This window comes from Streptomyces sp. NBC_01485 (genome assembly GCF_036227125.1).
Classification (GTDB): Bacteria; Actinomycetota; Actinomycetes; order Streptomycetales; family Streptomycetaceae; genus Streptomyces.
In genome coordinates, this window is sequence record NZ_CP109435.1 from 4809159 (window position 1) to 4833401 (window position 24243).

Here is a 24243-nt window from a genome sequence, read left to right on the forward strand (position 1 = left end):
CGTGCGGGACGCGTCCAGGGACACGTCGATCACTGTGCCCCTGGCGTCGGCCCCTCGCACCGCGACGGACACGGTGCGAAGTTCCACAACATCGACAAGCTGGAGAAGGGCGACCCGATCGTCTTCGAGACGAAGGACGACTGGTACGTCTACAAGGTGTACGCGGTCCTTCCCGAGACGTCGAAGTACAACGTCGAGGTCCTCGGCCAGGTCCCGAAGGAGTCCGGCAAGAAGAAGGCCGGCCGCTACATCACCCTGACGACCTGCACGCCGGTGTACACGAGCCGCTACCGGTACGTGGTGTGGGGTGAGCTGGAGCGGGTGCAGAAGGTCGACGCGGACCGGACACCGCCGAAGGAACTGGGCTGAGCCGACCGGAAGCCGAGTGTCCAGACCCGAAAGCGTGGGCCCCACCGGATTCATCCGGTGGGGCCCACGTCGTTCACCGTCGTTCACCGCGAACGGCTAGCCGTTGTTACCGCCGAAGAAGCCGTTGCCGTCGTCGCCGTTGCCGTTGTTGTTGCCGTTCTTGAAGGCGATCAGGTTGACCGTCTGCCCCTTGTTGACGGTGCTGCCGGGGGCCGGGTCCGAGCTGATGACCTGGGCGTCGTCGTCCGAGGATCCGGAGATGTTGCCGACGTTCAGGCCCGCGTCCTGCAGCGCCTTCTTGGCGTCCTTCAGGGACAGGCCCTGAAGGTTGGACGGCACCTGGGTCTGGGTGCTCCTGCCGATCTGGATCTGGACCGTGGAGCCCTTGTCGGCCTGGGAGCCGATGGCCGGGACGGTCTGGACGACCTTGCCGACCAGGTTCGGGTCCTGGGTGTCGACCTCGACGCAGTTGCCCTGCAGGTTGTTCTGCTGCATCTGGTTCTTGGCGTCGTCACAGCTCTTGTTGGAGACGTCCGGGACGGTCGCCTTCTCCTCGGCCTTGGCGATGGTGAGGGTGATGGTGGTGCCCTTCTCCACTTCCTTGCCGAGCTCCGGGTCCTGGTTCAGGACGGTGCCGGCTTCCTCCGTGGAGACCTCTTCCTTCGTCTTCACGGTGAACTGGTACTGGTCGCCCTCCAGCAGCGTCTTGGCCTCGTCCAGGGTCTTGCCCAGGACACTCGGAACGGCCACCTTCGGTGCCCCCGTCGACACGACGAGCTTGACGGTGTCGCCCTTGTTGACCATCTTGCCGGCCGCCGGGTCCTGCGAGCAGATGCTGCCCTTCGGCTGGTTCGCGCAGGCGCTCTCGGTGGACTCCACGGTCAGTTCCGAGTTGTCGGCCATCGTCTTGGCGCGATCCAGGGTCTGGCCGACGAAGATCGGGGCCGCGAAGGGCTTGTCCGCCGCCGCGTCACCGCTGAACACCCACTTGCCGATCAGCACCGCGCCGACCAGCACCAGCGCGGCGGCGACGACCAGCAGGATCGTCGAGGCGTTGGACTTCTTCTGGTTCTGGCGGCGCCGGGGACGGTCGTCGTAGCCGAAGCCGCCGTCGTCCGGGTTCATGGGCGGCAGCATCGACGTGGCGCCCGCGTCCGCGGAGCGCATCGCCGTGGTCGCCTGGTCGTCGCCGTAACCGCCGTAGCCGACCGAGCCCATGGACGCCGTCGCCGCGACCGGCTGGCCGTCGAGGCAGGCCTCGATGTCCAGGCGCATCTCGTCGGCCGACTGGTAGCGGTAGTCCGGGTCCTTGACCAGAGCCTTCAGGACGATGGCGTCCATCTCGGGGGTCAGCTCGGGGTCGAAGACGCTCGGCGGCTGCGGCTCCTCCCGGACGTGCTGGTAGGCCACGGCCACCGGGGAGTCGCCGACGAACGGCGGCCGTACCGTCAGCAGCTCGTAGAGCAGGCAGCCCGCCGAGTAGAGGTCGGAGCGCGCGTCGACCTGCTCGCCCTTGGCCTGCTCCGGGGAGAGGTACTGGGCGGTGCCGATGACCGCGGACGTCTGCGTCATCGTCATGCCGGAGTCGCCCATCGCGCGGGCGATGCCGAAGTCCATGACCTTGACCTGGCCGTTGCGCGTCAGCATGACGTTCGCCGGCTTGATGTCGCGGTGGACGATGCCGGCTCTGTGCGAGTACTCCAGGGCCTGGAGAATGCCGATGGTCATCTCCAGCGTCCGCTCCGGCAGCAGCTTGCGGCCGGAGTGGAGCAGCTCGCGGAGCGTGGAGCCGTCGACGTACTCCATGACGATGTACGGGATCGAGACCCCGTCGATGTAGTCCTCGCCCGTGTCATAGACCGCGACGATCGCGGGGTGGTTGAGCGAGGCGGCAGACTGGGCCTCCCGGCGGAACCGGGCCTGGAAGGAAGGGTCGCGCGCGAGGTCCACGCGCAGCGTCTTCACCGCCACGGTGCGGCCGAGGCGGGTGTCATGCGCGAGGTAGACCTCAGCCATGCCACCACGGCCGAGCACGTGGCCCAGCTCGTACCGGCCGCCGAGGCGACGTGGCTCTTCCATCAGAGTTCTTGCGCGGGTGCTACAGCCTTCGGGCCGGAGGGACAGAACGCTTCCGTCGTCTTCGATGCAGGCATCGCAGACCGATGGAACGCTCTGCTACCGCGCGTCCTCCTTCCTGGTGGTGTAGGCGTATCCGTCGCCTCGCTGAAGCAGGCGCAGGTTGCGATGGCTGGTATCCGCGTACCCGCCGGGAACGGAGATGCGATGAGTGCCGGAAGCGCGGACCGCCACGCGACCGGTGTACGTGCCTTGGTATTTGCCGCGCGGGATGTGGGCGTGTACCAGATCGCCGGTGGCGAAGCCATGATGCCGCTTCTGACGGGGCAGACGCAGTCGGGGAAAGCCGTGCTTGTCAGTGCGCGTGCGTGCGTAGGAGCCACGGCCGCACGCGGAGGCGACAAGTACCGTCTCCGGATGCCTGACGATCCGGGTGACGTCGTCGATCTCGCCGACCGCGAGTGCATCAAGGGTGTGGGTTTTCGCTAGCCCCTGCACGGCACGGTTGTACTTGGTACGCCCTCCGGACCAAGCGGACACTGGTAGTCCCAGGCTCTTGAGACGATGCCAGAGCTGCCAACGGGTGGCGTTCATGGCTGCCGCATCCTTGAACGGGGCCTTTGCTCCCACGAGGAGGCGCACAAGCAGCGCGGGCCTGTCTGCCAGGAACTCCTCCACCGACCTGGCGGCCTTGGCCTGGTTGCAGGGACCGCAGGCGAGGGTCAGGTTACTGATGCGGTCGGAGCCGCCCTTGGCGCGGGGATGGATGTGCTCGACCTGGAACGGAAGGTTCTCGCCCCCACAATAGGCGCAAGCACGTTCCCACTTCTCCAGCAGGAACTCACGGACCTCATACCCGGCAAGCGAGCCTTGCTGGTACTCCACACCGTCCAGTGCTTCACGGCCGAGGCTCAGTGCGTGGGTGTCGAATGCAACCCGTTCGACGTGGAGTTCGTTGACGGGGAACAGTTTCGTGAGCCGAGTGACGGTGCCCACCGTGGTGTCGACTCGATGCCGGAGAGACGGCGCGAGCCATCCTGCCGGGCGGGATCGGCTGTCGAACCTGGGCGAACGGTAGCGGAGATTCATGCCGCGTCGCCTACGACGGTAGTTCGCCCGCTTTTGCATGCTGACGCGAATAAGAGTGCCGCGATGCCGGAGTTCGATGGCGCAGAGGCCATGACGGCTGGCCGTGACCTCTCCAGTGACCGTGTCGATGTGATCAACATCGACAGTGACGGCGATACCTGTGCCTTTCGAACCCGGGTCGATCCGTACTGCGACCCCGGCCACGTCGGAGTCCTCGGTCACGCGATCTTTCAAGCGGATCGCGAACGGAGTGGCTTTCACGACAACGGCACGGCCCCGAGAGAGGAGCTTGCGGGCGCGGGCAGGATGGCAGGGCATCAGTGGATGCCCCTTCCGGTCGAGGACCGCGACCATCTGGGCTCCCGTCCCGACCGGGCTCATGTCGGTGTTCGGAATGCTGCTCTCACGAGCAGCGTTCACTCCCTCGACCACCGTGGATGCGGCGGTGTCGGGGTGTCGCCGTACGCCGGGAGGTGACGTGCGCACGGTCTCCCCTCGCCCATGTTCCATACCGGCTGCATCACGCTGACGGCTGATGCGCCCGCGGCCCGTTTCGCCCCTGCTCCCGGGGTTGTCTGCTGCCGCAGGTTCCAGAGCCTGCCGCTGAGGAAGCACGGCAGGGTGGGTCTGCTCACCTGTATGAAACGTAGTCACCAAACACCTCCATTCGCTGATGACTCAGGCTGGTCAACCATGGGCTTGACTGTGCGGGCAGGCAAGCCCCGACTTTGTAGGCCGGGAAGCGGCTGACAGCTACCTACCAGCCCTTTTGCAGGATGCTCTCCGCGCATACGGTACCTGGCTTGTCCTACGTGGCCGGGTCACATCCCTCACCCGATACAGGACCGGTATCGCAACGTGCACCTATGTGCAGGCGACGTGATGGGGGTCACTTCTTGCTGTCGATGACTGCCTTCATCACGTCCCTCGCGATCGGACCGGCCAGACCGCCGCCGGTGATGTCGCCGCGGTTGGCCGAGCCGTCCTCGACGACGACCGCGACGGCCACCGGCGCGCTGCCGTCGGACAGCTTCGCGTACGAGATGAACCAGGCGTACGGCTTCTCGCTGTTGTTCAGGCCGTGCTGGGCGGTACCGGTCTTGCCGCCGACCTTGACACCGCTGATCTTGGCCTTGCCGCCGGTGCCCTGCTGGTCGTTGACGACGGACTCCATCATCTCCTGCAGCGCCTGTGCGGTCTTGGCCGAGACGGCCTGGGACAGCTCCTGGGGCTCTGTCGTTTCCAGGGGGTCCACGCTCGGGGCCAGGATCTGGTCGACCATGTACGGCTTCATCAGCTTGCCGTCGTTGGCGACCGCCGAGGCGACCATGGCCATCTGCAGCGGGGTGGCCGCGTTGGAGCCCTGGCCGATGCCGTCCAGCGAGTTCTGCGGCCGGTTGTCCTTGGGGTAGATGCTCTTCGCGGCGCGCACCGGGGTGTCCAGTTCCGCCTCGTTGAAGCCGAACTTGTTCGCCTGCTCGATCATCTTGTCGTTGCCGACGTTGTCGGCCATCTTCGCGAAGACGGTGTTGCAGGACACCGTGAGCGCGTAGCGCAGCGTGGCGTTCTCGCAGGCGCCGTGCTCGTTGGTGAGCTTGTTCGTGGACTGCGGCAGCGGGAACGGGTCCGGGGTGTCGGTCTTGGAGTCGACGCCGTCGACCTCGCCGTTCTCCAGCGCCGCGGCGGCCGTGACCACCTTGAACGTGGAGCCCGGCGGGTAGGTCTCGCGCAGCGCCCGGTTGAGCATCGGGTCGTCGGCGTCCTTGCCCTTCTGGACCGCCTGCCACGCCTCCTGGTCCGCGTTGGAGGAGCCGGCGAACTTCGACGGGTCGTACGACGGTGTGGAGACCAGCGCGAGGATCTTGCCGGTGGACGGCTCGATCGCGGCGACGGCGCCCTTCTTGTCGCCGAGGCCGTTGTAGGCGGCCTTCTGTGCGGCGGCGTTGAGGGTGGTGACGACGCTGCCGCCCTCCTTCTCCTTGCCCGTGATCATGTCCAGGGTGTTGCGGAAGAAGAGCCGGTCGTCGTTGCCGCTGAGGATGCCGTCCTCCAGCTTCTCCAGCTGGTTGGCGCCGAACGCCTGCGAGGAGTAGCCGGTGACCGGCGCCCACATCGCGCCGTTGGACCAGGTGCGCTTGTACTTGTAGTCGCCGGTGGTCTCCACCGAGCCGGTGATGGCCTTGCCGTCGACGATGATGTCGCCGCGCGGGGTGGAGTAGCGCGTGATGTTGACGCGGCGGTTCTTGGTGTCGCTGGCGAGGCTGTCGGCCTTGACGTACTGCAGGTAGTTGTCGCGCAGCAGCAGTGTCAGCACGAGGAGGCCGCAGAAGATCGCGATCCGGCGCAGGGGCTTGTTCATGACGGGCGGACCACCTGGGTCATCTCGGCGTCGGGGTTGGAGGCGGGGGCGGGTGCCGGGCGGCGCGCCGTGTCGCTGATTCTGATCAGGATGCCGATCAGCGCCCAGTTGGCGATGACGGACGAACCGCCGTACGCCAGGAAGGGCATCGTCATACCGGTCAGCGGGATGAGGCCCATCACACCGCCGGCGACGACGAACACCTGGAGGGCGAAGGCGCCGGAGAGGCCGATGGCGAGCAGCTTGCCGAACGGGTCGCGGGCGGCGAGGGCGGTGCGCACGCCGCGCTCCGCGATCAGGCCGTACAGCAGCAGGAGCGCCATGATGCCGGCCAGGCCCAGCTCCTCGCCGAAGGTGGCGAGGATGAAGTCGGAGTTGGCGGCGAACTTGATCAGCTCGGAGTGGCCCTGGCCCCAGCCGGTGCCGAGGGTGCCGCCGGAGCCGAACGCCCACAGGGCCTGCATGGCCTGCTCGGAGTGACCGCCGACGCCCTGCTGGGAGAGCGTGTACTCCTTCATCGGGTCGAGCCAGGCCTGGACGCGCTGCTGGACGTGGCTCTCGAACTGGGCCACGCCGACCGCGCCGACCGAGGACATCAGCATGCCGAAGACGATCCAGCTGGTCCGCTCGGTGGCGACGTACAGCATGATGACGAACATGCCGAAGAACAGCAGCGAGGTTCCGAGGTCCGTCTCGAAGACCAGGATCAGGATCGAGATGATCCAGACGACGATGATCGGGCCGAGGTCGCGGCCGCGCGGCAGGTAGAGGCCGAGGAAGCGGCGGCTGGCCAGGGCGAGGGCGTCGCGCTTCACCATCAGATAGCCGGCGAAGAAGATCGCGAGCACGATCTTGGCGAACTCACCGGGCTGGATGGAGAAACCGGCCACCGAGATCCAGATCTTGGCGCCGTAGATGTTCTGGCCGAGGCCCGGCACGAGCGGCAGCAGCAGCAGGAAGATCGCGCCGACCATGGAGATGTAGGTGTAGCGCTGCAGGACGCGGTGGTCCTTGAGGAAGATCAGCACCACGATGAACAGCGCGATGCCCATCGCCGTGTAGAGCAGTTGCCGTGGCGCGGCCGTGCCGGCCTGCTGGGCCTGCTGCAGGTACTTCGACTGGTCGAGGCGCCAGATGGCGACCAGCCCGAGTCCGTTCAGCAGTGTGGCCAGCGGCAGCAGCAGCGGGTCGGCGTACGGCGCGAACTTGCGGACGACGAGATGGGCGACGCCGGCCAGCAGACCGAGGCCGAGCCCGTAGCTCAGGAGGCCGGACGGCACCTGCTCGTTGATGGCCAGGCCCACGTTGGCATAGGCGAAGACCGGGATGACGACGGCGAACACCAGCAGCGCGAGCTCGGTGTTGCGCCGGCTCGGCGTTCCGATCGAGCCGATCGTGGACGTGTGGTGCGTCGGCGAGTTGGTCGTACTGCTCATCGTGACGGGGCCTCTCACGGCTTGCCTACTGCTCACCGCACCGCGAGACGACCTTCTGCTCTTCCTCCGAAAGGCTGGGGCCGGTGGTGGGAGTGGCGGTCGCGGATACGGACGGGGACGCGGTTGCCGAGGGGCTCGGCGTTGCCTTGGACGTGGCCGACGGGGGGGTGGTTCCCGTGGTGCCGCCGGGCTTCGAGGGGGTCTTGCCCGCCGGAGCGGCGGCAGCCTGCTTCTTGCAGGCGGAGACCTGGACGGCCAGCTCGTCGATCTTCTTCTGGGCGGTGGGCAGGCTGCCCTCGGCGATCGTCGACTCGACCAGCTTCTGCTGGTACTCCGGGAGGTACTTGAGTTCGATCTCGGGGTGGTCCTTCTCGACCTTCGACAGCGACACCCAGGCCAGGTCCTGGCTGATGCCCCGGTACAGGGCGACGTGCTCGTCCTTGGTGCCGACGTAGTACTGCGTCTGCGTCCAGCGCCAGCCGCCGTACAGGCCGCCGCCGATCACGGCGAGCGCGAGCACGCCGTAGAAGGATCTCTTCAGCCACTTGCGCCCGGCCCGCGGTTTGACGAAGTCGTCGTCGGTGTAGTCGCCGAAGCCGTCGGTGGGGATGAAGCCGGTGATGTCGCCGCCGGAGCCGGGCGGGCCGAACTCGCCGCCCCCGCCGTGCCCGTGCTGCCTGCGGCCGAGGCCGGAGGCGCGGCCCGCGGGGGTCTGCATGATGCCGTTGTCGTGCGGTTGGAGCTGGTTCTCGGCGACCGCGCCGACCACGACCGGGACGTCGGACAACTGCCCGGCGAGGGTGTCCCCGGTGTCCAGGTCGAGGACGTCGGCGACGATGACGGTGATGTTGTCGGGGCCGCCGCCGCGCAGCGCGAGCTGGATCAGCTCCTGCACGGTCTCCTGCGGGCCCTGGTAGCTGGCGAGGGTGTCCTCGAGCGTCTGGTGCGAGACGACTCCGGACAGGCCGTCCGAGCAGATCAGGTACCGGTCGCCGGCGCGGACCTCCCGGATGGAGAGGTCGGGCTCGACGTGCTCGCCGCTGCCCAGCGCGCGCATCAGCAGAGAGCGCTGCGGGTGGGTGGTGGCCTCTTCCTCGGTGATGCGGCCCTCGTCGACGAGGCGCTGCACCCAGGTGTGGTCCTGCGTGATCTGCGTGAGCACGCCGTCGCGCAGCAGGTACGCGCGCGAGTCGCCGACGTGTACGAGACCGAGGCGCTGGCCGGTCCACAGCAGCGCGGTCAGGGTGGTCCCCATGCCCTCGAGCTGGGGGTCCTCCTCGACCAGGGCGCGCAGTTGGTCGTTGGCGCGCTGGACGGCGGTGCCGAGCGAGGTGAGGACGTCGGAGCCGGGGACGTCGTCGTCGAGGGCGACGATGGTGGAGATGGCCTCGGAGGAGGCGACCTCACCGGCGGCGGCGCCGCCCATGCCGTCGGCGATGGCGAGCAGGCGGGGACCGGCGTAACCGGAGTCCTCGTTGCCCTCCCGGATCATGCCCTTGTGCGATCCGGCGGCGAAACGCAGTGACAGACTCATGCGCACCTCGCCCGTCGGCCCCGGGTACAGCCGGTCGTGTCGAGCCACACTGCCCACCCTCCGGTCGGGAGCACACCGGGGCCCTGGGTGCCGGCCGCCGCCGCGTGCTCGCTCCGCTCGCGCTCAGTCATGATGTAGCACTACTTCCGCAGCTCGATGACGGTCTTGCCGATACGGATCGGCGCGCCCAGCGGGATCGGTGTGGGAGTCGTCAGCCGCGATCGGTCGAGGTACGTGCCGTTGGTGGAACCCAGGTCCTCGACGATCCACTGGCCGTCGCGGTCCGGGTAGATCCTGGCATGGCGGCTGGAGGCGTAGTCGTCGTCCAGCACGATCGTGCTGTCGTGCGCCCGGCCCAGACTGATGGTCTGGCCCTGGAGCGCGACGGTCGTGCCGGTGAGGGTGCCCTCGGACACCACCAGCTTCGTCGGTGCGTTACGGCGCGTGCGGCCCGCGGCGGCGGGCTGCTGGCGCTGCTGCGGAGGCGCCTGTTGGCGCTGTGCCTGCTGGGCCCGCCCAGCCTCCCGGCGCGAACCGCGCTGGGTGACCCGCGTACCGAACAGGTCGCTGCGGATGACCTGCACGGCCACGATCACGAACAGCCACAGTACGGCCAGAAAACCCAGCCGCATGACCGTGAGGGTCAGCTCTGACATTGCCCCCGCTTCACCCTTCGGCTTGCCGGTAAATGATGGTGGTGCTGCCCACGACGATCCGCGAGCCGTCGCGGAGCGTAGCGCGGGTGGTGTGCTGTCCGTCCACCACGATGCCGTTGGTGGAACCGAGATCCTGGATCGTCGAGGGCGAACCGGTCCGGATCTCACAGTGCCGGCGGGAGACGCCGGGGTCGTCGATCCGCACGTCGGCCTCGGTGCTGCGGCCCAGTACGAGCGTCCCGCGCGAGATCTGATGGCGGGTGCCGTTGATCTCGATCCAGTGCCGGGCGCGCGACCCGGGCTGCGGGGCCCCGGCCAGGCCTCCGCCCGCGCCGCCGGGACGCTGGGCGCCTGCGGCGGGCGGGTAGCCGTAGCCGCCGGGACGGCCGCCCGCGGCGCCGGGCGGCGGAGCGGACGGCATGGGCGGAGCGGCGGCGGCGCCGGCCCCGGGATACCCGGGACCACCCGGGCCGCCGGGCCGTTGCCGGCCGCCTGCGGCGGGCGCCTGATCCGGTGCCTGCGCCTGGCTGCTGGAGGAGGCGAGCGTACGGCTGCGCACCCGGTACAGGCCGGTGTCGAGGTCTTCGGCCTTCTCCAGGTTGACCTTGATCGGTCCCATGAAGGTGTACCGCTGCTGCTTGGCGTAGTCGCGCACCATGCCGGCGAGCTCGTCGCCGAGCTGGCCGGAGTAGGGGCTGAGCCGCTCGTAGTCCGGCGTGCTCAGCTCTACGATGAAGTCGTTGGGGACGACGGTGCGGTCCCGGTTCCAGATCGTCGCGTTGTTGTCGCACTCGCGCTGGAGCGCGCCGGCGATCTCCACGGGCTGGACCTCGGACTTGAAGACCTTGGCGAAGGTGCCGTTGACCAGACCCTCGAGACGCTGCTCGAACTTCTTCAGGACTCCCATGGGGCACCTCCTCCGTAGTGGCTGCCGTCGAGTGCCGTGCTGCTGACCGTGCTGACCGTGCTGCCTACCTGGTACTGCTTACTGATCGTATCCACGCGCCGGTGAATCGGCTGGTTCCCCCTGTCGGCCCCGTCGACGGGTGTCGACGCCCTCTTGCGCACCTGCCGCACACACTCGCTTCTGCCCAGGATCGTAAAGGCGGCCGTGGACCAGTGTCCCGCACCTGACTGTGCTCCTGGTCCGGCCCCTGGAGAGACGATCGCCATAGGTACGAGGTTGATACGTGAACCAGTCACCGCCGAGACGTACGACGTTCGCTACGAGGTTCCTACAGGTCCCGGACGCAGTTCGTGCGGTGCTCGCACGGGGCTGTCGACCGTCTCCCACCTGGTCCCTGCCCGCGAAAAAGGGATGTGAACGCACCCTGGACCGCGTGCTAATGTTCTGCATGTCGGAAGGCGCGCGGGCCGAAAAGCCCACAAACCCGAGGACACACCCAATGCGCGGGTGGCGGAATAGGCAGACGCGCTGGATTCAGGTTCCAGTGCCCGCAAGGGCGTGGGGGTTCAACTCCCCCCTCGCGCACCAGCTGAAAGCCCCACAGGTCTAGAACCTGTGGGGCTTTCGCATGTTCCGGTGCGGGTGGTTGGTCGAGCGGGCTTGGGTGGCTGCGGTCTCAGGCGGTCCTGGGTGGTCCCAGATGGTCCGAGGTGGGTGATCGCTGGCCATGGTTGCTCACGGTGTGTGAGGAACATCTCAGGGTTGTGGTGGCCGGGTGGCGGGCTGTGGTGGGCCGTGACGGTTGGGGGTGGCTGGGGGTGTCAGGGGGAGGATTGGTCGGGCCGGGTTGTGGGCGTGTTTCACGTGAAACGCCGGGGTGGGCATGTTTCACGTGAAACATGAGGGTCGGTGGTTGGTCGGCTCTGGGTGGTGGGTGGTGGTGGGCTGGACGAACCAACGTCGGCTGAAGGCCGTACGGCCCAGGTGGTGAAGGACAGTTGCCGTGGTGGGAGGGGCTGCGCAGCGGGGGACGGTGAACGAGTTGTCCACATGTGGGGAGTTGTCCACAGGGGCTGCCGCTATTCGGCCGCCGGGCTGTACGGTCTGCACGAGTTGATGATCGGCTCGTCGAGCCGACGTACGTACGTGTGCGGGGGAGGCGGTCATGGCGACCGAGGCAGTCGATGGTGCCGGTACCGGTGTTGGTGCAGAGGTGGGGATCGGCGAGGCGCGCAGGCTTCCTCGGGTGCGTGGATTTGCCGAGTGGCCCGTCGAGCGGTCGGCCGAGGGGGCGGGACCGCGGTCGCCCAAGGATGAGGGCAGGGCGCTGCGCGGCAAGGTCGCGCGGTCGGTGCACGCCGTACTCGACCTGGACGCGTCCCGGCCGGACGCGGTGACGGCGGTCGAGGAGTCCAGCCAGGGCCGCATTCCGGAGTTGACGCCGATAAGGGTCGGCCGGATGGCGGCGACACCGTTCGCGTTCCTGCGTGGCTCGGCGGGGCTCATGGCGTACGACCTGGCCCGCACTCCCATGACCGGGATCCGCGCCCAGATCTGTGGTGACGCCCACGCCGCCAACTTCGGCCTGTACGGGGACGCGCGGGGCGGACTGGTCATCGACCTGAACGACTTCGACGAGACGGTCGACGGGCCCTGGGAGTGGGACCTCAAGCGCCTCGCCGCGTCCCTGGTGCTCGCGGGCCGGGAGGCCGGCGCGGACGAGGACACCTGCCGCAAGGCGGCCCACGGCGCGGCCGGTTCCTACCGTCGCACCATGCGGCTCCTGGCCAGGCTGCCGGTGCTGGACGCGTGGAACGCCATCGCCGACGAGGAACTGGTCTCCCACACCGACGCCCACGACCTGCTGGGCACCCTGGAACGGGTCGCGGAGAAGGCGCGGGCCAACACCAGCGGCCGGTTCGCGGCGAAGTCGACCGAGCCGACGGAGAACGGCGGCCGCCGCTTCGTCGACGCGGCGCCGGTGCTGCGCCGTGTTCCGGACGCGGAGGCCGCCTCGGTGACCGCGTCCCTGGAGCAGTACCTGACCACCCTGTCCGAGGACCGCCACCCCCTCCTGGCCCGCCACGCCGTCCACGACGTCGCCTTCCGCATCGTCGGCACGGGCAGCGTGGGCATGAGGTCGTACGTGGTGCTGTTGCTGGACCACCGGGGCGAGCCGCTCATCCTCCAGGTGAAGGAGGCCCGCGCGTCGGCCCTGGTCCCGCACCTGCTGACGGCCGGTTTCGAGGCGCCGGAGGTGGACCACGAGGGCCGCCGGGTGGTGCTCGGCCAGAAGCGCATGCAGGTTGTCAGCGACGTCCTGCTGGGCTGGACGACGGTCGATGGACGTCCCTTCCAGGTAAGGCAGTTCCGCAACCGCAAGGGCAGCGTCGACCCGTCCGCGCTCGCCGCCGACCAGGTCGACGACTACGGCCGCATGACCGGCGCCCTCCTGGCCCGCGCCCACTCCCACAGCGCCGACCCGCGCCTGATCTCCGGCTACTGCGGCAAGAACGAGGAACTCGACGAGGCGATCGCGACGTTCGCCGTCGCCTACGCCGACCGTACCGAGGCCGACCACACCGACCTGGTCGCGGCGGTACGGGCGGGGCGGATCGCGGCGGAGACGGGGGTATGAGGAGGGTCCCCGGCGGACCGTGGACGGTGGGCAGCGTTGGTTCGGGTGGCGTTGGCCTAGGCTGGTCGGGTGACGACCCCCGAAGCTGAGCAGCCACGGCCCGAGGCGCGGCTGGAGCAGGCCGTGCGGGCCGCCGAGCAGGCGTTGATCGAGTTCGAGATCGCGGTGGAGACCTTCCGCGTCGAGGTCGAGAACTTCTCGCGGCTCCACCACCAGAAACTCGGTCCGATGTACGCCCGGCTCGACGAGCTGGAGGCGCAGATCGCCGAGGCCAAGGCTGCCCGCACCGGTGCCCCGGAGGACCTGCGCAAGGCCGCCGAGGCGCGGGCGCGGGTGCTGCCGATGCCCGGGGTCGAGGAGCTGTTCCACGGCTGGATGGACGGCGAAGGGCTGTTCCCGGAGGCTGCGGCGATGCTCACGGACCAGTCGGTCCGGCCCCCGGAGCGGGTGCGGCCCAGTGAGGGGGCTCGCAAGCTGTACCGCGAGCTGGCCCGCAAGGCCCACCCCGACCTGGCGCAGGAGGATGCCGAGCGGGCCCGGCGCGAGGAGTTCATCACCCGGGTGAACGCGGCCTACGCCCGTGGCGACGAGGTACTCCTGCGGGAGCTGGCCGAGGAGTGGGCGGCCGGTCCGGTGCCCGCGGAGCGCAGCCCGAGCCCCAGCGAGGAGCTCTACGCCCGCCTCGAGTGGCTCGCCCAGCGCAAGGAGATGCTCACGCTGGTCGCCCGGGAACTGGAGGACAGCGCGATCGGCTCGATGCTCCGGATGGCCCCGGACGACCCCGACCGTCTCCTGGACGAGATCGCCGACAAGCTTCTCGCCGACGTCGCCGCCCGCGAGACGGAACTCGCCGAGCTGGTGGGTTAGGTCCGAGCTGATGGGTTAGGGCTGCCGTGGTGGGTCGGCGGGGCCGTCTGGCCGTCCGTCCGGTCGGGTAGCGTCGGGGCATGAGTTTCGGAGCTGGTGTGCCCACGGTCGAGGTCGGGGACCTCAAGGACGGCGACTTCCTGCTGGACGTCCGCGAGGACGACGAGTGGCAGGCGGGCCACGCCGAGAAGGCACTGCACATCCCCATCAGCGAGTTCGTCGCCCGCTACGGCGAGCTGACCGAGGCGGCTCCGCAGGACGGGCGGGTCCATGTGATCTGCCGCGCCGGCGGGCGTTCGGCCCAGGTCACGATGTACCTCGTTCAGCAGGGCCTCGACGCCGTGAACGTCGACGGCGGCATGCAGATCTGGGCCGCCGCGGGACGCCCGGTCGTCACGGACGAGGGTCAGACGGGCTTCGTCCTGTAGTCAGGCGGCAGTCGCGCATCGCCGCGCAGGGCGGGTGCATGTGGCTGGGCGTGGGTCAGCCGAGGGGGTGGGCGGCGAGTAGGTCGCCCAGGCTCTCCTCGTGTGCCGCGGCCGGGCCGAGCGACAGTTCCAGGTGCTTGGCCCAGGCGTGGTACCGGTGCAGCGGGTAGTCGACGTCGGCGCCGAAGCCCCCGTGCAGGTGTTGCGCGGTCTGCACGATCCGCCGTACGCCTTCCGAGGCCCAGATCTTCGCCACGGCGACGTCTCCGGAGGCCGGCAGTGCGCCCGGTGCGCCGGAGGCGATCCGCCACGCGGCCTGCCACAGCGTGACCTCCATCGCGCGCAGGTCGATGTAGCGGTCGGCAGCCTGTACGGCGACGGCCTGGAAGCTGGCGATCGGGTGCCCGAACTGCTCCCGCTTGCCGGCGTAGTCGCTGGTCATCGCCAGCGCACGTTCGCCCAGACCGAGCGCCAGCGCGCAGGTCCCCGTGGTCACCAGGGCGCGCAGCCACTCCCAGGCGCCGTCGGCGGCGATGACGTTCCGGGCGGCGATCCGCGCCGATTCGAGGCGCACTTCGCCGAGCCGCTCGCCGGTGGTGGAGACCTGCTCGGCGAGCACGACTCCTTCGTGTCCGCGCGGGACGACGGCGAGGATGCTCCGGTCGTCCCCTGTGCGCGCCGGTACGACGACGAAGTCGGCGTCGTACGCCCACGACACCGCCGTCTGCACCCCGTCCAACACCCACTCGCCGCCGCTCGGGCTTCCCGCGCCGCCCAAGCCGCCCAAGCTGTCCGCTCCAGCCGGGCCGTTCTGCCGTGCGGTGACGGCGAGTTCGGCCGGGTCGTGGCCCGTGCGGCCGTTCGTGGCGACGGTCAGGACGACTTCGCCCCGGCCCGCCCGGGCGAGGAGAGACGACCTCAACTCCTGGCCGCCGTAGGCCTGTACAGCGGCCACGGCCGCGCTGTGCTCCAGCAGCGGTGTCCGCGCCAGCACCTTCGCCGACTCGCGCAGCACCAGACAGAGCGCGACCGCGTCGAGGCCCGCCCCGCCGAACTCCTCGTCCAGCAGCAGGCTCAGCAGGTCCGCCGCGGCGAGCCTCGCCCACAGCGCGCGGTCGAAGTCGTCGGCCACGGCGCCCCTGGTCAGCGCGGGGCTCGGCACGGCGTCGGGGGCGACCCCGGCGAACACTCCCCGCGCTGCCTCGGCCGCGGCCTGCTGCTCCTCGGTGAAGGTGAAGTCCACGGCCTGTCCTCCCGACGGGTCAGCTGATCTGACGGAGCGCCAAGATAGAACAGGTTCTAGAAGAAGGGAACGGTCGGTCACCCCCTCACCGGTCGAAGTCCACCTCCACCGCCTCCGTCAGCGGATGCGACTGGCACGCCAGCACGTACCCGGAGTCCGTCTCCTCCGGTTCCAGGGCGAAGTTGCGGTCCATGCGGACCTCGCCGGAGACCAGGAAGGCGCGGCAGGTTCCGCACACCCCGCCCTTGCAGGCGTAGGGCGCGTCGGGCCGGTTGCGCAGGACCGTCTCCAGGACCGATTCCCCGTCCCTCACAGGCCAGCTTCCGCCGCGGCCGTCGAGCCGGGCGGTCACCGTGCTGTGGGCGGGGGCCGCCGCGCGCGTCAGGGGTGCCGTGACCTCCACGTGGAAGATCTCCTCGTGGATCCGCGACCGCGCGACCCCGATCTCCCGCAGGGCCTGTTCCGCGCCCTGCACGAGTCCGAACGGCCCGCACAGGAACCACCCCGCGACCTCCTCCACCGGCAGCAGCGACGGCAGCAGCCCGGTGAGCCGCTCCCGGTCCAGCCGCCCGGAGGGAAGCCCCGCCTGCTGTTCCTCCCGGGAGAGCACGGTGACCAGGTGCAGCCGTTCGGGGAAGCGGTCCTTGAGGTCGGCGACCTCCTCCAGGAACATCGTCGACGCGGCCGTCCGGTCGCTGCGTATGAGGCAGAACCGGGCGGCGGGCTCGCGGGCCAGCAGCGTCGAGGCGATCGACAGCACCGGGGTGATACCGCTGCCGCCGACGATCGCCGCGTACAGGCCGGGCGCGGGGTCGAGGGTGAACCGGCCCGCCGGAGTCATCACGTCCAGCTCGTCGCCGACGTCGATCTCCTTCAGCGCGTACGTCGAGAACGCCCCGCCCTCGACCAGGCGCACGCCCACCCGCAGCGTGCGGGGTCCCGCGCCGCCGGGATCGGGCGCCGGCGAGCAGATCGAGTACGTCCGCCGGACCTCGGCCCCGTCGGCGGCGCGGCGCAGGGCGAGGTGCTGGCCGGGCGCGTGCCGGTACTCCTCGCGCAGTCCGTCGGGGACCGTGAGGGTGAGGGCGACGGAGTCGTCCGTGAGGCGGTCCACCGCGGCCACCTGGAGCGGGTGGAAGCGGGCCATCACAACTCCTTGAAGTGGTCGAAGGGTTCGCGGCAGGCGAGGCAGCGCCGCAGCGCCTTGCAGGCGGTGGAGGAGAAGCGGCTGAGCAGCTCGGTGTCGGCGGATCCGCAGTTCGGGCAGCGGACCGGGTCGTCCGGGCCTTCCGGCAGGCCGTCCGGTTCGCTGTGGCTGTGGAGGGTGTGCGTGGGGCCCAGCGTCACGGTCACCGGGCCCGGCGCGGACCGGGTGGTGCGCGGCGGCGCGATGCCGAACTCCCGCAGTTTGCGGCGCCCTTCGGCGGAGATGTCGTCGGTCGACCAGGCGGGCGAGAGCACGGTGCGCACGGTGACCTCCCGTACCCCGTGCTCGTGCAGCGCCCGCTCGATGTCCATGGACATCGCCTCCACCGCCGGGCAGCCGGTGTAGGTGGGGGTCAGCTCGACCTCGACGGCGTCCGTGCCGCGTACGTGCACCGCGCGCAGTACGCCGAGTTCCCGGAGGGTGAGCACGGGCAGCTCGGGGTCGGGCACCGAGCCGGCGACCGCGAGGAGTTCCGCCTCCAGCGGGGTGAGCGTCACCATGACGCCCCCGGGTGGCTGCGGTGCAGGTGCTGCATCTCGGCGAGCATCCGGCCGAAGGACTCGGTGTGCACGCCCTCGCGGCCCGCGCCGGCGCTCCAGGCTCCGGCGCGTGATCCCTCGGGCACCGCCAGGCCGGCCCGCCCCAGCACGTCCTTCACCGACTCCAGCCAGGCCGTTTCCAGCTCCGCCCCGTCGAGACCGAGGCCGTCCACCGGGCGGAACATCTCTCCGGTGAACCGCCACAGCGCCGTGCAGGCCCGCTGCATCCGCTCGTGGCTGACCTCGGTGCCGTCGCCGAGCCGCAGGGTCCACTGCTCGGCGTGGTCGCGGTGGTAGGCGACCTCCTTGACGGCCTTCGCCGCGAGCCCCGCGAACGGCCCCTCGCCGGCCGCCAGCCGCGCGTACAGCAGGTGCTGGTAGGTGGAGAAGTACAGCTGGCGGATGATGGTGTGGGCGAAGTCGCCATTGGGCTGTTCGACCAACTGGACGTTGCGGAAGGCGCGTTCCTCGCGCAGGTACGCCAAGTCGTCCTCGTCGCCGGCCATCGACAGCAGGATGCGGGCCTGGCCCAGCAGGTCGAGCGCGATGTTGGCGAGGGCGACCTCCTCCTCCAGCACCGGCGCGTGGCCCATCCACTCCCCCAGGCGGTGGGAGAGCACCAGGGCGTCGTCGCCGAGGGCGAGGGCGGCGCTGTTGGTGTGCGTGGTCGTGGTCACAGGTGCTTCACCCCCTCCGGGATCTCGTAGAACGTCGGGTGCCGGTACGGCTTGTCGCCGGCCGGCTCGAAGAACGAGTCCTTCTCGTCGGGCGAGGAGGCCGTCACCGCGGTGGACGGCACGACCCAGATCGAGACCCCCTCGCCGCGCCGGGTGTACAGGTCGCGCGCGTTGCGCAGGGCGAACTCCGCGTCCGGCGCGTGCAGGCTGCCGGCGTGGGTGTGGGAGAGGCCGCGCCGGGAGCGCACGAAGACCTCCCACAGGGGCCAGTCGGTGTTCGTCATGCCTGCTCCACTTCCCTCGGCGTCCCACTGCTGTGCTTGGCCGCGTGGGCCGCGGCCGCCTCTCGTACCCACGCGCCCTCTTCGTGTGCGCGCCTGCGTTGCGTTATCCGCTGCTCGTTGCAAGGGCCGTTGCCCTTGAGGACTTCCTTGAACTCGGTCCAGTCGATGGGGCCGAAGTCGTAGTGCCCCTGTTCCTCGTTCCACCGCAGGTCCGGGTCGGGGAGCGTGAGGCCGAGGGACTCCGCCTGGGGGACGCAGATGTCGACGAAGCGCCGGCGCAGTTCGTCGTTCGAGTGGCGCTTGATCTTCCAGGCCATCGACTGCGCGGAGTGCGCGGACTCGTCGTCGGGCGGGCCGAACATCATCAGCGACGGCCACCACCAGCGGTCCACCGCGTCCTGCGCCATCGCGTGCTGCTGCGGGGTGCCCCGGCTGAGGGCCAGCAGCAGTTCGTACCCCTGGCGCTGATGGAAGGACTCCTCCTTGCAGACGCGGACCATCGCGCGCGCGTACGGGCCGTAGGAGCAGCGGCACAGGGGGACCTGGTTGGTGATCGCGGCGCCGTCCACCAGCCAGCCGATCGCGCCGACGTCCGCCCAGGTCAGCGTGGGGTAGTTGAAGATCGAGGAGTACTTCTGGCGGCCGGTGTGGAGCTTGTCGAGCAGTTCTTCGCGCCCGGTGCCGAGGGTTTCGGCCGCGCTGTACAGGTAGAGCCCGTGGCCCGCCTCGTCCTGGACCTTCGCCATCAGGATGGCCTTGCGGCGCAGGGAGGGCGCGCGGGTGATCCAGTTGGCCTCCGGCTGCATGCCGATGATCTCGGAGTGGGCGTGCTGGGCGATCTGGCGCACGAGCGTCGCCCGGTAGGCGTCGGGCATCCAGTCGCGTGGTTCGATGCGCTCGTCGGCGGCGACGGTGGCGTCGAAGGCGCGCTGATACGCGTCGTCGGCGCTGCTCCCGCCGCCTCCGCTGCTTTGCGCGGTGTGCGGCTGTGTGCGGGCCGACTGGTGCGCGGCTGCTGTCGCCATGCGGTCCCCCTTGACCTTGGGCCCGGGCTGGGTGCCCTGGCCGCGGCTCTGCCCGAGCCTTCTCCCGACCGATCGTTCGGTCCGTGCGATTCCATGGTGGGACGGCCGTCGTAAGGTGTCAACCGCTGTGGATAACCTGCGGGCGTCCCCTGTGGACAACCCACCCCGTCCCCGGCCCGGCCCGGGCGTCGCGGGGGGAGGGCTGCGCCGAACGGGTGATGCTGAGTACCGTTCGCGATTGCGTGACGCAGCGCGAAGACGACCGGGATCGGGGAACGGGGCGGAATGGACGCGAACGACGGAGGCTCTGGCGCTCCGCACGAGCCGAACACGTCAGGGGAGGCGAGGACGGAGGCCGGGGCCGCCACCGGTGCCGGGGCCGAGACGCCACCCGTGAAGGACGTCGCTCCCGGGCCCCGAGCCGAATTCCCCAGCCCGGACCCCGGCCCCCCGGCCGAGCCCGGCAGTCCGTCCCCCGGCCTCCCGGCCGACCCCACCAGCCCTGTCGCCAGGCCATGGCCCCGCACCGGTGTGGCCGCCCTGTCCCCGCGCTACCAGATCGGCGCCGCGCTGGCGCTCGCCGTCGTCGCGGTCGCCGTCTGTGTGCATGTCGGGATGGTGTTCCTGCACGTCGCGCCGTCGAACACGGTCACCAAGGCGCACGGCAAGGCGATCGACGAATGGATCTACCCGGAGTTCGAGCAGAACTGGAAACTGTTCGCGCCGAACCCGTTGCAGCAGAACATCGCCGTCCAGGTCCGCGCCCAGGTCCGCACCGGGGACGGCGGGTCGAGGACCACCGGCTGGTACGACCTGTCCGCGCAGGACGGCCGGGCCATCGACGGCAACCTGCTGCCGAGCCACACCCAGCAGAACGAGCTGCGCCGCGCCTGGGACTTCTTCACCGCCACGCACAGCAACGACAACCGCTCCGTAGGCATCCGCGGCGCCCTCTCCGAGACGTATCTGCGCCACATCGTGGTGCTGCGTATGGAGCGTGGCGGCGCGGCCGGTGACGGCGGTGTCGTCGAGCGGGTGCAGATCCGCTCGCAGACCACGAACGTGACCCCGCCGAAGTGGAGCGACGAGAAGGTGTCGATGAACCCGGTGTACCGCGAGCTGCCCTGGTGGTCGGTGCCGGACGGCGAGACCGAGGGAGGCGCGAGGTGAACCGGTTCTCCTTGTCGGTGTCCACCGCCATCGCCCGCGTCACCGAGTCGGCGCTCGGGCCGTACCAGAGCGCCGTGGTCCGCATCGGCTTCAGCGCCACCTGGCTGCTGTTCCTGGTGCGCGAGCTCCCCCACCGGCAGGAGCTCTACGGCCCCGACAGCCCCTGGGACTGGGAGCTGGCCCGGCAGCTGATCGACACCAACGGCGCGTTCACGGCCCTGATGTGGTCGGACGGGCGGGGCTGGTTCGAGGTCGTGTACGCGCTCGCGCTGCTCTCCGGCGCGCTGCTGCTGCTCGGCTGGCGCACCCGCGCGATGTCGGTGCTGTTCATGGTCGGCGTGCTCTCGCTGCAGAACCGCAGCGTCTTCATGGGCGACGGCGGCGACAACGTCCTGCACCTGATGTCGATCTACCTGGTGTTCGTGCGCTGCGGTCAGGTGTGGTCGCTGGACGCGCGGCGGGCTCGGCGGGAGAACGAGGCACGCGCGCGTGGGGAGCGGGTCACCGACCGGGTCGGTCCCCTTCTGTGGGCCGCGTCAGGGTTCGTGCTGGTCACGGTGACCGTAGCTGGCCGGTTCCACAGCGAGTGGAGCATTCCGGCGCTCCTGTGGGCCGCGTGGGTCGCGCAGGGCCTGTGGTGGGCCGCCGGCCGTCTCAGGAAGACGGCGGAGCCCCGGATCCTGCTCGACGTGATCGGCAACATCCTGCACAACGGCGCCCTGGTCGTGATCATGACCGAGGCCTGTCTGATCTACGCGACGGCCGGCTGGTACAAGATCCAGGGATCGCGCTGGCAGGACGGCACCGCCGTGTACTACCCGCTGCAACTGGACTACTTCTCCCCCTGGCCCGTGCTCGGCGACCTGCTCGCCGCCAGCGGCACGATGGTCATGCTCGCGACGTACGGGACGGTCATCGTGCAGGTCGCCTTCCCGTTCACCCTGTTCAACCGGCGGCTGAAGAACGTCCTGCTGGCCGTGATGATGGTCGAGCACGCGGTGATCGCCGTGGTGCTCGGCCTGCCGTTCTTCTCACTGGCGATGATTGCGACGGACGCCGTCTTCCTTCCGACGCCGTTCCTGCACCGGCTGGGCCGCTGGGCGGCACGCGCGCGTGGACGGCTGTCCTCCGACGGCGCCCGTACGCAGGCGGCGGAGCCGCGGGACCAGGAGAAACCCGAGGAGACCCGCGTAGGGTTCACGGCATGACCGACCCCGTGACCCCCGGCTCGGACCCGCTCGGCCGGTGGCGCCGGATCGCCGACGCCTCCGTCCTGCTCGACGGCTTCCACGCCCTCAAGCACGCCGTGCGTTTCGGGGCGGAGGTTCCGGTGGCGGTCACCGTCGACCGGCGGGCGACGCTCGCCCTAGCCGACGAACTCGCCCCCGACGTACGCGAGGCGCTGGAGGCGCTGCTGACGGAGGTCCCGGAGGCGACGTACACGTCCCTGGTGCCGCGTCCGCATCCCACCGCGGTCGCCGCGCTGGCCGTACGGCCCTCCCGCGCGGCCAACCTGGAGCGGCTGGGGCACGCGCCCCGCAGCACTCCCGTCGTGGTCCTCGACAACCCGCGCAACCTGGGCAACGCGGGGGCCGTGATCCGGCTGGCGGCCGGTTTCGGGGCGACCGGGGTGGTCACCACCGGGACGCTCGACCCCTGGCATCCGACCGTCGTGCGCGGCGGGGCGGGGCTGCACTTCGCGACCGCCGTGGAGCGGCTGACCGTCGACGAGCTGCCGGCCGGCCCGGTCTTCGCGCTCGACCCGGAGGGGGACGACATCCGGGGCGTCAAGCTTCCGGACGACGCCCTCCTGGCCTTCGGCTCCGAGCGCAGCGGCCTCTCCGCCGAGCTACGCGCGCGTGCCGACCATCTCCTCGCCCTGCCGATGCGCCCCCAGGTCTCCAGCTACAACCTCGCGACCAGTGTGGCCATGACGCTGTACCACTGGAGCGTCACCGGGGGCGCACCGCACGTCCCTTAGGCGGGACTGCGGGACCGTGGGACTGCGGGACCGTGGGACTGCGGATCTCAGGCGTCCCTGCGGACCTCCACCACCCGGAAGCGGTTCGCGACGAACGCGCCGTCGGTGAGGGCCGCGTTGGCCGCCGGGTTGCCGCCCGAGCCGTGGAAGTCGGAGAACGCGGCCGTCTGGTTGACGTAGACCCCGCCGGTGAGGTTCAGGGAGAGCTGGGCGGACTCCTCCAGGCAGACCTCCTCGATCGCCTGCTCGACCTCCTCGTCGGTGGTGTACGCGCCGACCGTCATCGCGCCCTTCTCGCGCACCGTGCGCCGCAGCAGGGCGACCGCGTCGGCCGCCGAGTCGACCGCGACGGCGAAGGAGACCGGGCCGAAGCACTCGCTCATGTAGGCGGCCTCGTCGTCCGGCTTGGCCCCGTCCAGCTTGACGATCACCGGTGTGCGCACGACCGCGTCCGGGAACTCCGGGTTGCTGACCTCGCGGGAGGCGAGGGCGACCTCGCCGAGGCCCGCCGCGGCCTCCAGGCGGGCCTTGACGTCCGGGTTGACGATCGCGCCGAGGAGGCCGTTCGCGCGCGCGTCGTCGCCGAGCAGGCCGTCGACCGCGCGGGCGAGGTCGGCGACGACCTCGTCGAAGGTCTTCGGGCCCTGGTCGGTGCGGATGCCGTCGCGGGGGATCAGCAGGTTCTGCGGGGTGGTGCACATCTGGCCGCTGTACAGGGACAGCGAGAACGCCAGGTTGGCGAGCATGCCCTTGTAGTTCGCGGTGGACTCCACGACCACCGTGTTGACGCCGGCCTTCTCGGTGTAGACCTGCGCCTGGCGGGCGTTGGCCTCCAGCCAGTCGCCGAAGGCGGTCGAGCCGGTGTAGTCGACGATCCTGATCTCGGGGCGGGTGGCCAGGGTCTTGGCGATGCCCTCGCCGGGGCGCTCGGCGGCCAGCGCGACCAGGTTCGGGTCGAAGCCGGCGGCGGCGAGCACCTCGCGCGCGACGCCCACGGTCAGCGCGAGCGGCAGCACCGCGCGCGGGTGGGGCTTGACCAGGACCGCGTTGCCGGTGGCCAGGGAGGCGAACAGGCCCGGGTAGCCGTTCCACGTCGGGAAGGTGTTGCAGCCGATGAGCAGGGCGGTCCCGCGCGGGACCGGTGTGAAGCTCTTGGTCAGCGTCAGCGGGTCGCGCTTGCCCTGCGGCTTGGTCCACTCCGCTGTCCCGGGCGTGCGGACCTGCTCGGCGTAGGCGTAGGCCACCGCCTCCAGGCCTCGGTCCTGCGCGTGCGGGCCGCCCGCCTGGAAGGCCATCATGAAGGCCTGGCCCGAGGTGTGCATGACCGCGTGCGCGAACTCGTGCGTGCGGTCGCTGATCCGCTTGAGGATCTCCAGACAGACCGCCGCGCGCAGCTCCGCGCCCGCGTCCCGCCAGGCGCGCTGTCCGGCCCGCATGGCGGGCAGCAGCGTGTCCACGTCCGCGTGCGGGTACGTCACGCCCAGCTCGACGCCGTACGGCGAGACCTCGCCGCCCACCCAGTCGTCGGTGCCGGGCTGGCCGAGGTCGAGGCGGGTGTTCAGCACGGCGTCGAACGCGGCTTTGCCCGCCGCCGCGTCCAGGCTGCCGTTCTCCCCGTAGGCCTTGGGGTGTTCCGGGTGCGGGGACCAGTACGCGCGCGTGCGGATCGCTTCCAGGGCCTCGTCGAGGGTGGGCCGGTGCTGGGCGATCAGATCGTGCGCGGTCAGTTCGGCGGTGGCCATGCGGGACCAACTCCTC

20 protein-coding genes, 1 tRNA gene and 1 pseudogene are annotated in these 24243 nt (G+C 70.2%); 8 read left to right on the top strand and 14 right to left on the bottom strand.

Annotated elements, in window-relative coordinates; genetic code table 11:
* Positions 1–54: 54 nt before the first annotated feature.
* Positions 55–369: pseudogene (locus OG352_RS21945) on the top strand (sortase domain-containing protein); the annotation flags it as partial.
* Positions 370–465: 96 nt separating this feature from the next.
* Here OG352_RS21945 and pknB read toward each other — a convergent pair.
* The 7 genes from pknB to OG352_RS21980 all read right to left on the bottom strand — a co-directional run bounded on the left by pknB (position 466) and on the right by OG352_RS21980 (position 10426).
* Complete coding sequence (pknB, locus tag OG352_RS21950; protein ID WP_329219117.1) at positions 466–2448, bottom strand: Stk1 family PASTA domain-containing Ser/Thr kinase; 1983 nt, start codon at positions 2446–2448, stop codon at positions 466–468.
* A 96-nt stretch (positions 2449–2544) separates the two neighbouring features.
* Positions 2545–4020: an RNA-guided endonuclease IscB gene (iscB, locus tag OG352_RS21955; protein WP_329219119.1), complete on the bottom strand. Its 1476-nt coding sequence runs from the start codon at positions 4018–4020 to the stop codon at positions 2545–2547.
* 403 nt (positions 4021–4423) lie between these two features.
* A complete protein-coding gene (locus tag OG352_RS21960) occupies positions 4424–5893 on the bottom strand; it encodes a peptidoglycan D,D-transpeptidase FtsI family protein (protein WP_329219120.1) in 1470 nt (489 codons plus the stop codon).
* Positions 5890–7329, bottom strand: a complete 1440-nt coding sequence (locus OG352_RS21965; protein WP_329219121.1) for an FtsW/RodA/SpoVE family cell cycle protein — start codon at positions 7327–7329, stop codon at positions 5890–5892. The genes OG352_RS21960 and OG352_RS21965 overlap by 4 nt, the downstream gene beginning before the upstream one ends.
* A 25-nt stretch (positions 7330–7354) precedes the next feature.
* A complete protein-coding gene (locus OG352_RS21970) occupies positions 7355–8863 on the bottom strand; it encodes a Stp1/IreP family PP2C-type Ser/Thr phosphatase (RefSeq protein WP_329219123.1) in 1509 nt (502 codons plus the stop codon).
* A gap of 140 nt (positions 8864–9003) precedes the next feature.
* Positions 9004–9519 carry an FHA domain-containing protein FhaB/FipA gene (locus OG352_RS21975; protein WP_093780442.1) on the bottom strand — a complete coding sequence of 172 codons (516 nt, stop codon included), beginning with the start codon at positions 9517–9519 and terminating at the stop codon, positions 9004–9006.
* A gap of 10 nt (positions 9520–9529) precedes the next feature.
* Entirely contained in the window at positions 9530–10426 is an 897-nt protein-coding gene (locus tag OG352_RS21980; RefSeq protein ID WP_329219124.1) for a DUF3662 and FHA domain-containing protein, read from the bottom strand.
* Positions 10427–10927: 501 nt separating this feature from the next.
* Between OG352_RS21980 and OG352_RS21985 the strand changes: the two genes are divergently transcribed.
* The 4 genes from OG352_RS21985 to OG352_RS22000 all read left to right on the top strand — a co-directional run bounded on the left by OG352_RS21985 (position 10928) and on the right by OG352_RS22000 (position 14359).
* Positions 10928–11014: transfer RNA gene (locus OG352_RS21985), tRNA-Leu, on the top strand.
* A 577-nt stretch (positions 11015–11591) separates the two neighbouring features.
* Positions 11592–13064 carry a DUF2252 domain-containing protein gene (locus tag OG352_RS21990; protein ID WP_329219125.1) on the top strand — a complete coding sequence of 491 codons (1473 nt, stop codon included), beginning with the start codon at positions 11592–11594 and terminating at the stop codon, positions 13062–13064.
* A gap of 69 nt (positions 13065–13133) precedes the next feature.
* Positions 13134–13931 (top strand): J domain-containing protein, encoded by a 798-nt coding sequence (locus OG352_RS21995; RefSeq protein WP_329219126.1) that lies wholly within the window; start codon positions 13134–13136, stop codon positions 13929–13931.
* A gap of 98 nt (positions 13932–14029) precedes the next feature.
* Entirely contained in the window at positions 14030–14359 is a 330-nt protein-coding gene (locus OG352_RS22000; protein ID WP_329223914.1) for a rhodanese-like domain-containing protein, read from the top strand.
* Between the two features lie 55 nt (positions 14360–14414).
* Here the strand turns inward: OG352_RS22000 and OG352_RS22005 are convergent, their stop codons facing one another.
* The 6 genes from OG352_RS22005 to paaA all read right to left on the bottom strand — a co-directional run bounded on the left by OG352_RS22005 (position 14415) and on the right by paaA (position 19334).
* The gene (locus OG352_RS22005; RefSeq protein ID WP_329219127.1) at positions 14415–15602 is read right to left on the bottom strand and encodes an acyl-CoA dehydrogenase family protein; all 1188 of its coding nucleotides are present in this window, start codon (positions 15600–15602) and stop codon (positions 14415–14417) included.
* Between the two features lie 85 nt (positions 15603–15687).
* A complete protein-coding gene (locus tag OG352_RS22010) occupies positions 15688–16749 on the bottom strand; it encodes a 2Fe-2S iron-sulfur cluster-binding protein (protein WP_329219128.1) in 1062 nt (353 codons plus the stop codon).
* Positions 16749–17309 (bottom strand): 1,2-phenylacetyl-CoA epoxidase subunit PaaD, encoded by a 561-nt coding sequence (gene paaD, locus OG352_RS22015; protein ID WP_329219129.1) that lies wholly within the window; start codon positions 17307–17309, stop codon positions 16749–16751. Before paaD ends, OG352_RS22010 begins: the two co-directional genes overlap by 1 nt.
* Positions 17303–18025 (bottom strand): 1,2-phenylacetyl-CoA epoxidase subunit PaaC, encoded by a 723-nt coding sequence (gene paaC / locus OG352_RS22020; RefSeq protein WP_329219130.1) that lies wholly within the window; start codon positions 18023–18025, stop codon positions 17303–17305. Before paaC ends, paaD begins: the two co-directional genes overlap by 7 nt.
* Complete coding sequence (gene paaB / locus OG352_RS22025) at positions 18022–18309, bottom strand: 1,2-phenylacetyl-CoA epoxidase subunit PaaB (RefSeq protein ID WP_329219132.1); 288 nt, start codon at positions 18307–18309, stop codon at positions 18022–18024. The genes paaC and paaB overlap by 4 nt, the downstream gene beginning before the upstream one ends.
* Positions 18306–19334, bottom strand: coding sequence for a 1,2-phenylacetyl-CoA epoxidase subunit PaaA (paaA, locus tag OG352_RS22030; RefSeq protein WP_329219134.1), 1029 nt, complete (start codon positions 19332–19334; stop codon positions 18306–18308). Before paaA ends, paaB begins: the two co-directional genes overlap by 4 nt.
* A gap of 285 nt (positions 19335–19619) precedes the next feature.
* On the opposite strand from paaA, the gene OG352_RS22035 reads away from it, so the two are divergent.
* Genes OG352_RS22035 through OG352_RS22045 form a run of 3 tightly spaced genes read left to right on the top strand, consistent with a single transcriptional unit; the run spans position 19620 to position 22485 of the window.
* Positions 19620–20504, top strand: coding sequence for a DUF5819 family protein (locus OG352_RS22035; protein ID WP_329219136.1), 885 nt, complete (start codon positions 19620–19622; stop codon positions 20502–20504).
* The gene (locus OG352_RS22040; RefSeq protein ID WP_329219137.1) at positions 20501–21712 is read left to right on the top strand and encodes an HTTM domain-containing protein; all 1212 of its coding nucleotides are present in this window, start codon (positions 20501–20503) and stop codon (positions 21710–21712) included. Before OG352_RS22035 ends, OG352_RS22040 begins: the two co-directional genes overlap by 4 nt.
* On the top strand, positions 21709–22485 hold the full coding sequence (locus OG352_RS22045) for a TrmH family RNA methyltransferase (RefSeq protein WP_329219138.1): 777 nt from the start codon (positions 21709–21711) through the stop codon (positions 22483–22485). The genes OG352_RS22040 and OG352_RS22045 overlap by 4 nt, the downstream gene beginning before the upstream one ends.
* Before the next feature lie 47 nt (positions 22486–22532).
* Here OG352_RS22045 and paaN read toward each other — a convergent pair whose 3' ends face one another.
* Positions 22533–24227, bottom strand: coding sequence for a phenylacetic acid degradation protein PaaN (gene paaN / locus OG352_RS22050; protein WP_329219140.1), 1695 nt, complete (start codon positions 24225–24227; stop codon positions 22533–22535).
* Positions 24228–24243: the final 16 nt, after the last annotated feature.

Excerpts from the sequence above, each read along its gene's own strand:
- pknB (WP_329219117.1), bottom strand. The coding sequence starts at position 2,448 with ATGGAAGAGCCACGTCGCCTCGGCGGCCGGTACGAGCTGGGCCACGTG.
- OG352_RS21960 (WP_329219120.1), bottom strand. The coding sequence starts at position 5,893 with ATGAACAAGCCCCTGCGCCGGATCGCGATCTTCTGCGGCCTCCTCGTG.
- OG352_RS21965 (WP_329219121.1), bottom strand. The coding sequence starts at position 7,329 with ATGAGCAGTACGACCAACTCGCCGACGCACCACACGTCCACGATCGGC.
- OG352_RS21970 (WP_329219123.1), bottom strand. The coding sequence starts at position 8,863 with ATGAGTCTGTCACTGCGTTTCGCCGCCGGATCGCACAAGGGCATGATC.
- OG352_RS21975 (WP_093780442.1), bottom strand. The coding sequence starts at position 9,519 with ATGTCAGAGCTGACCCTCACGGTCATGCGGCTGGGTTTTCTGGCCGTA.
- OG352_RS21980 (WP_329219124.1), bottom strand. The coding sequence starts at position 10,426 with ATGGGAGTCCTGAAGAAGTTCGAGCAGCGTCTCGAGGGTCTGGTCAAC.
- OG352_RS21990 (WP_329219125.1), top strand. The coding sequence starts at position 11,592 with ATGGCGACCGAGGCAGTCGATGGTGCCGGTACCGGTGTTGGTGCAGAG.
- OG352_RS22010 (WP_329219128.1), bottom strand. The coding sequence starts at position 16,749 with ATGGCCCGCTTCCACCCGCTCCAGGTGGCCGCGGTGGACCGCCTCACG.
- paaD (WP_329219129.1), bottom strand. The coding sequence starts at position 17,309 with ATGGTGACGCTCACCCCGCTGGAGGCGGAACTCCTCGCGGTCGCCGGC.
- paaB (WP_329219132.1), bottom strand. The coding sequence starts at position 18,309 with ATGACGAACACCGACTGGCCCCTGTGGGAGGTCTTCGTGCGCTCCCGG.
- paaA (WP_329219134.1), bottom strand. The coding sequence starts at position 19,334 with ATGGCGACAGCAGCCGCGCACCAGTCGGCCCGCACACAGCCGCACACC.
- OG352_RS22035 (WP_329219136.1), top strand. The coding sequence starts at position 19,620 with ATGGACGCGAACGACGGAGGCTCTGGCGCTCCGCACGAGCCGAACACG.
- OG352_RS22045 (WP_329219138.1), top strand. The coding sequence starts at position 21,709 with ATGACCGACCCCGTGACCCCCGGCTCGGACCCGCTCGGCCGGTGGCGC.
- paaN (WP_329219140.1), bottom strand. The coding sequence starts at position 24,227 with ATGGCCACCGCCGAACTGACCGCGCACGATCTGATCGCCCAGCACCGG.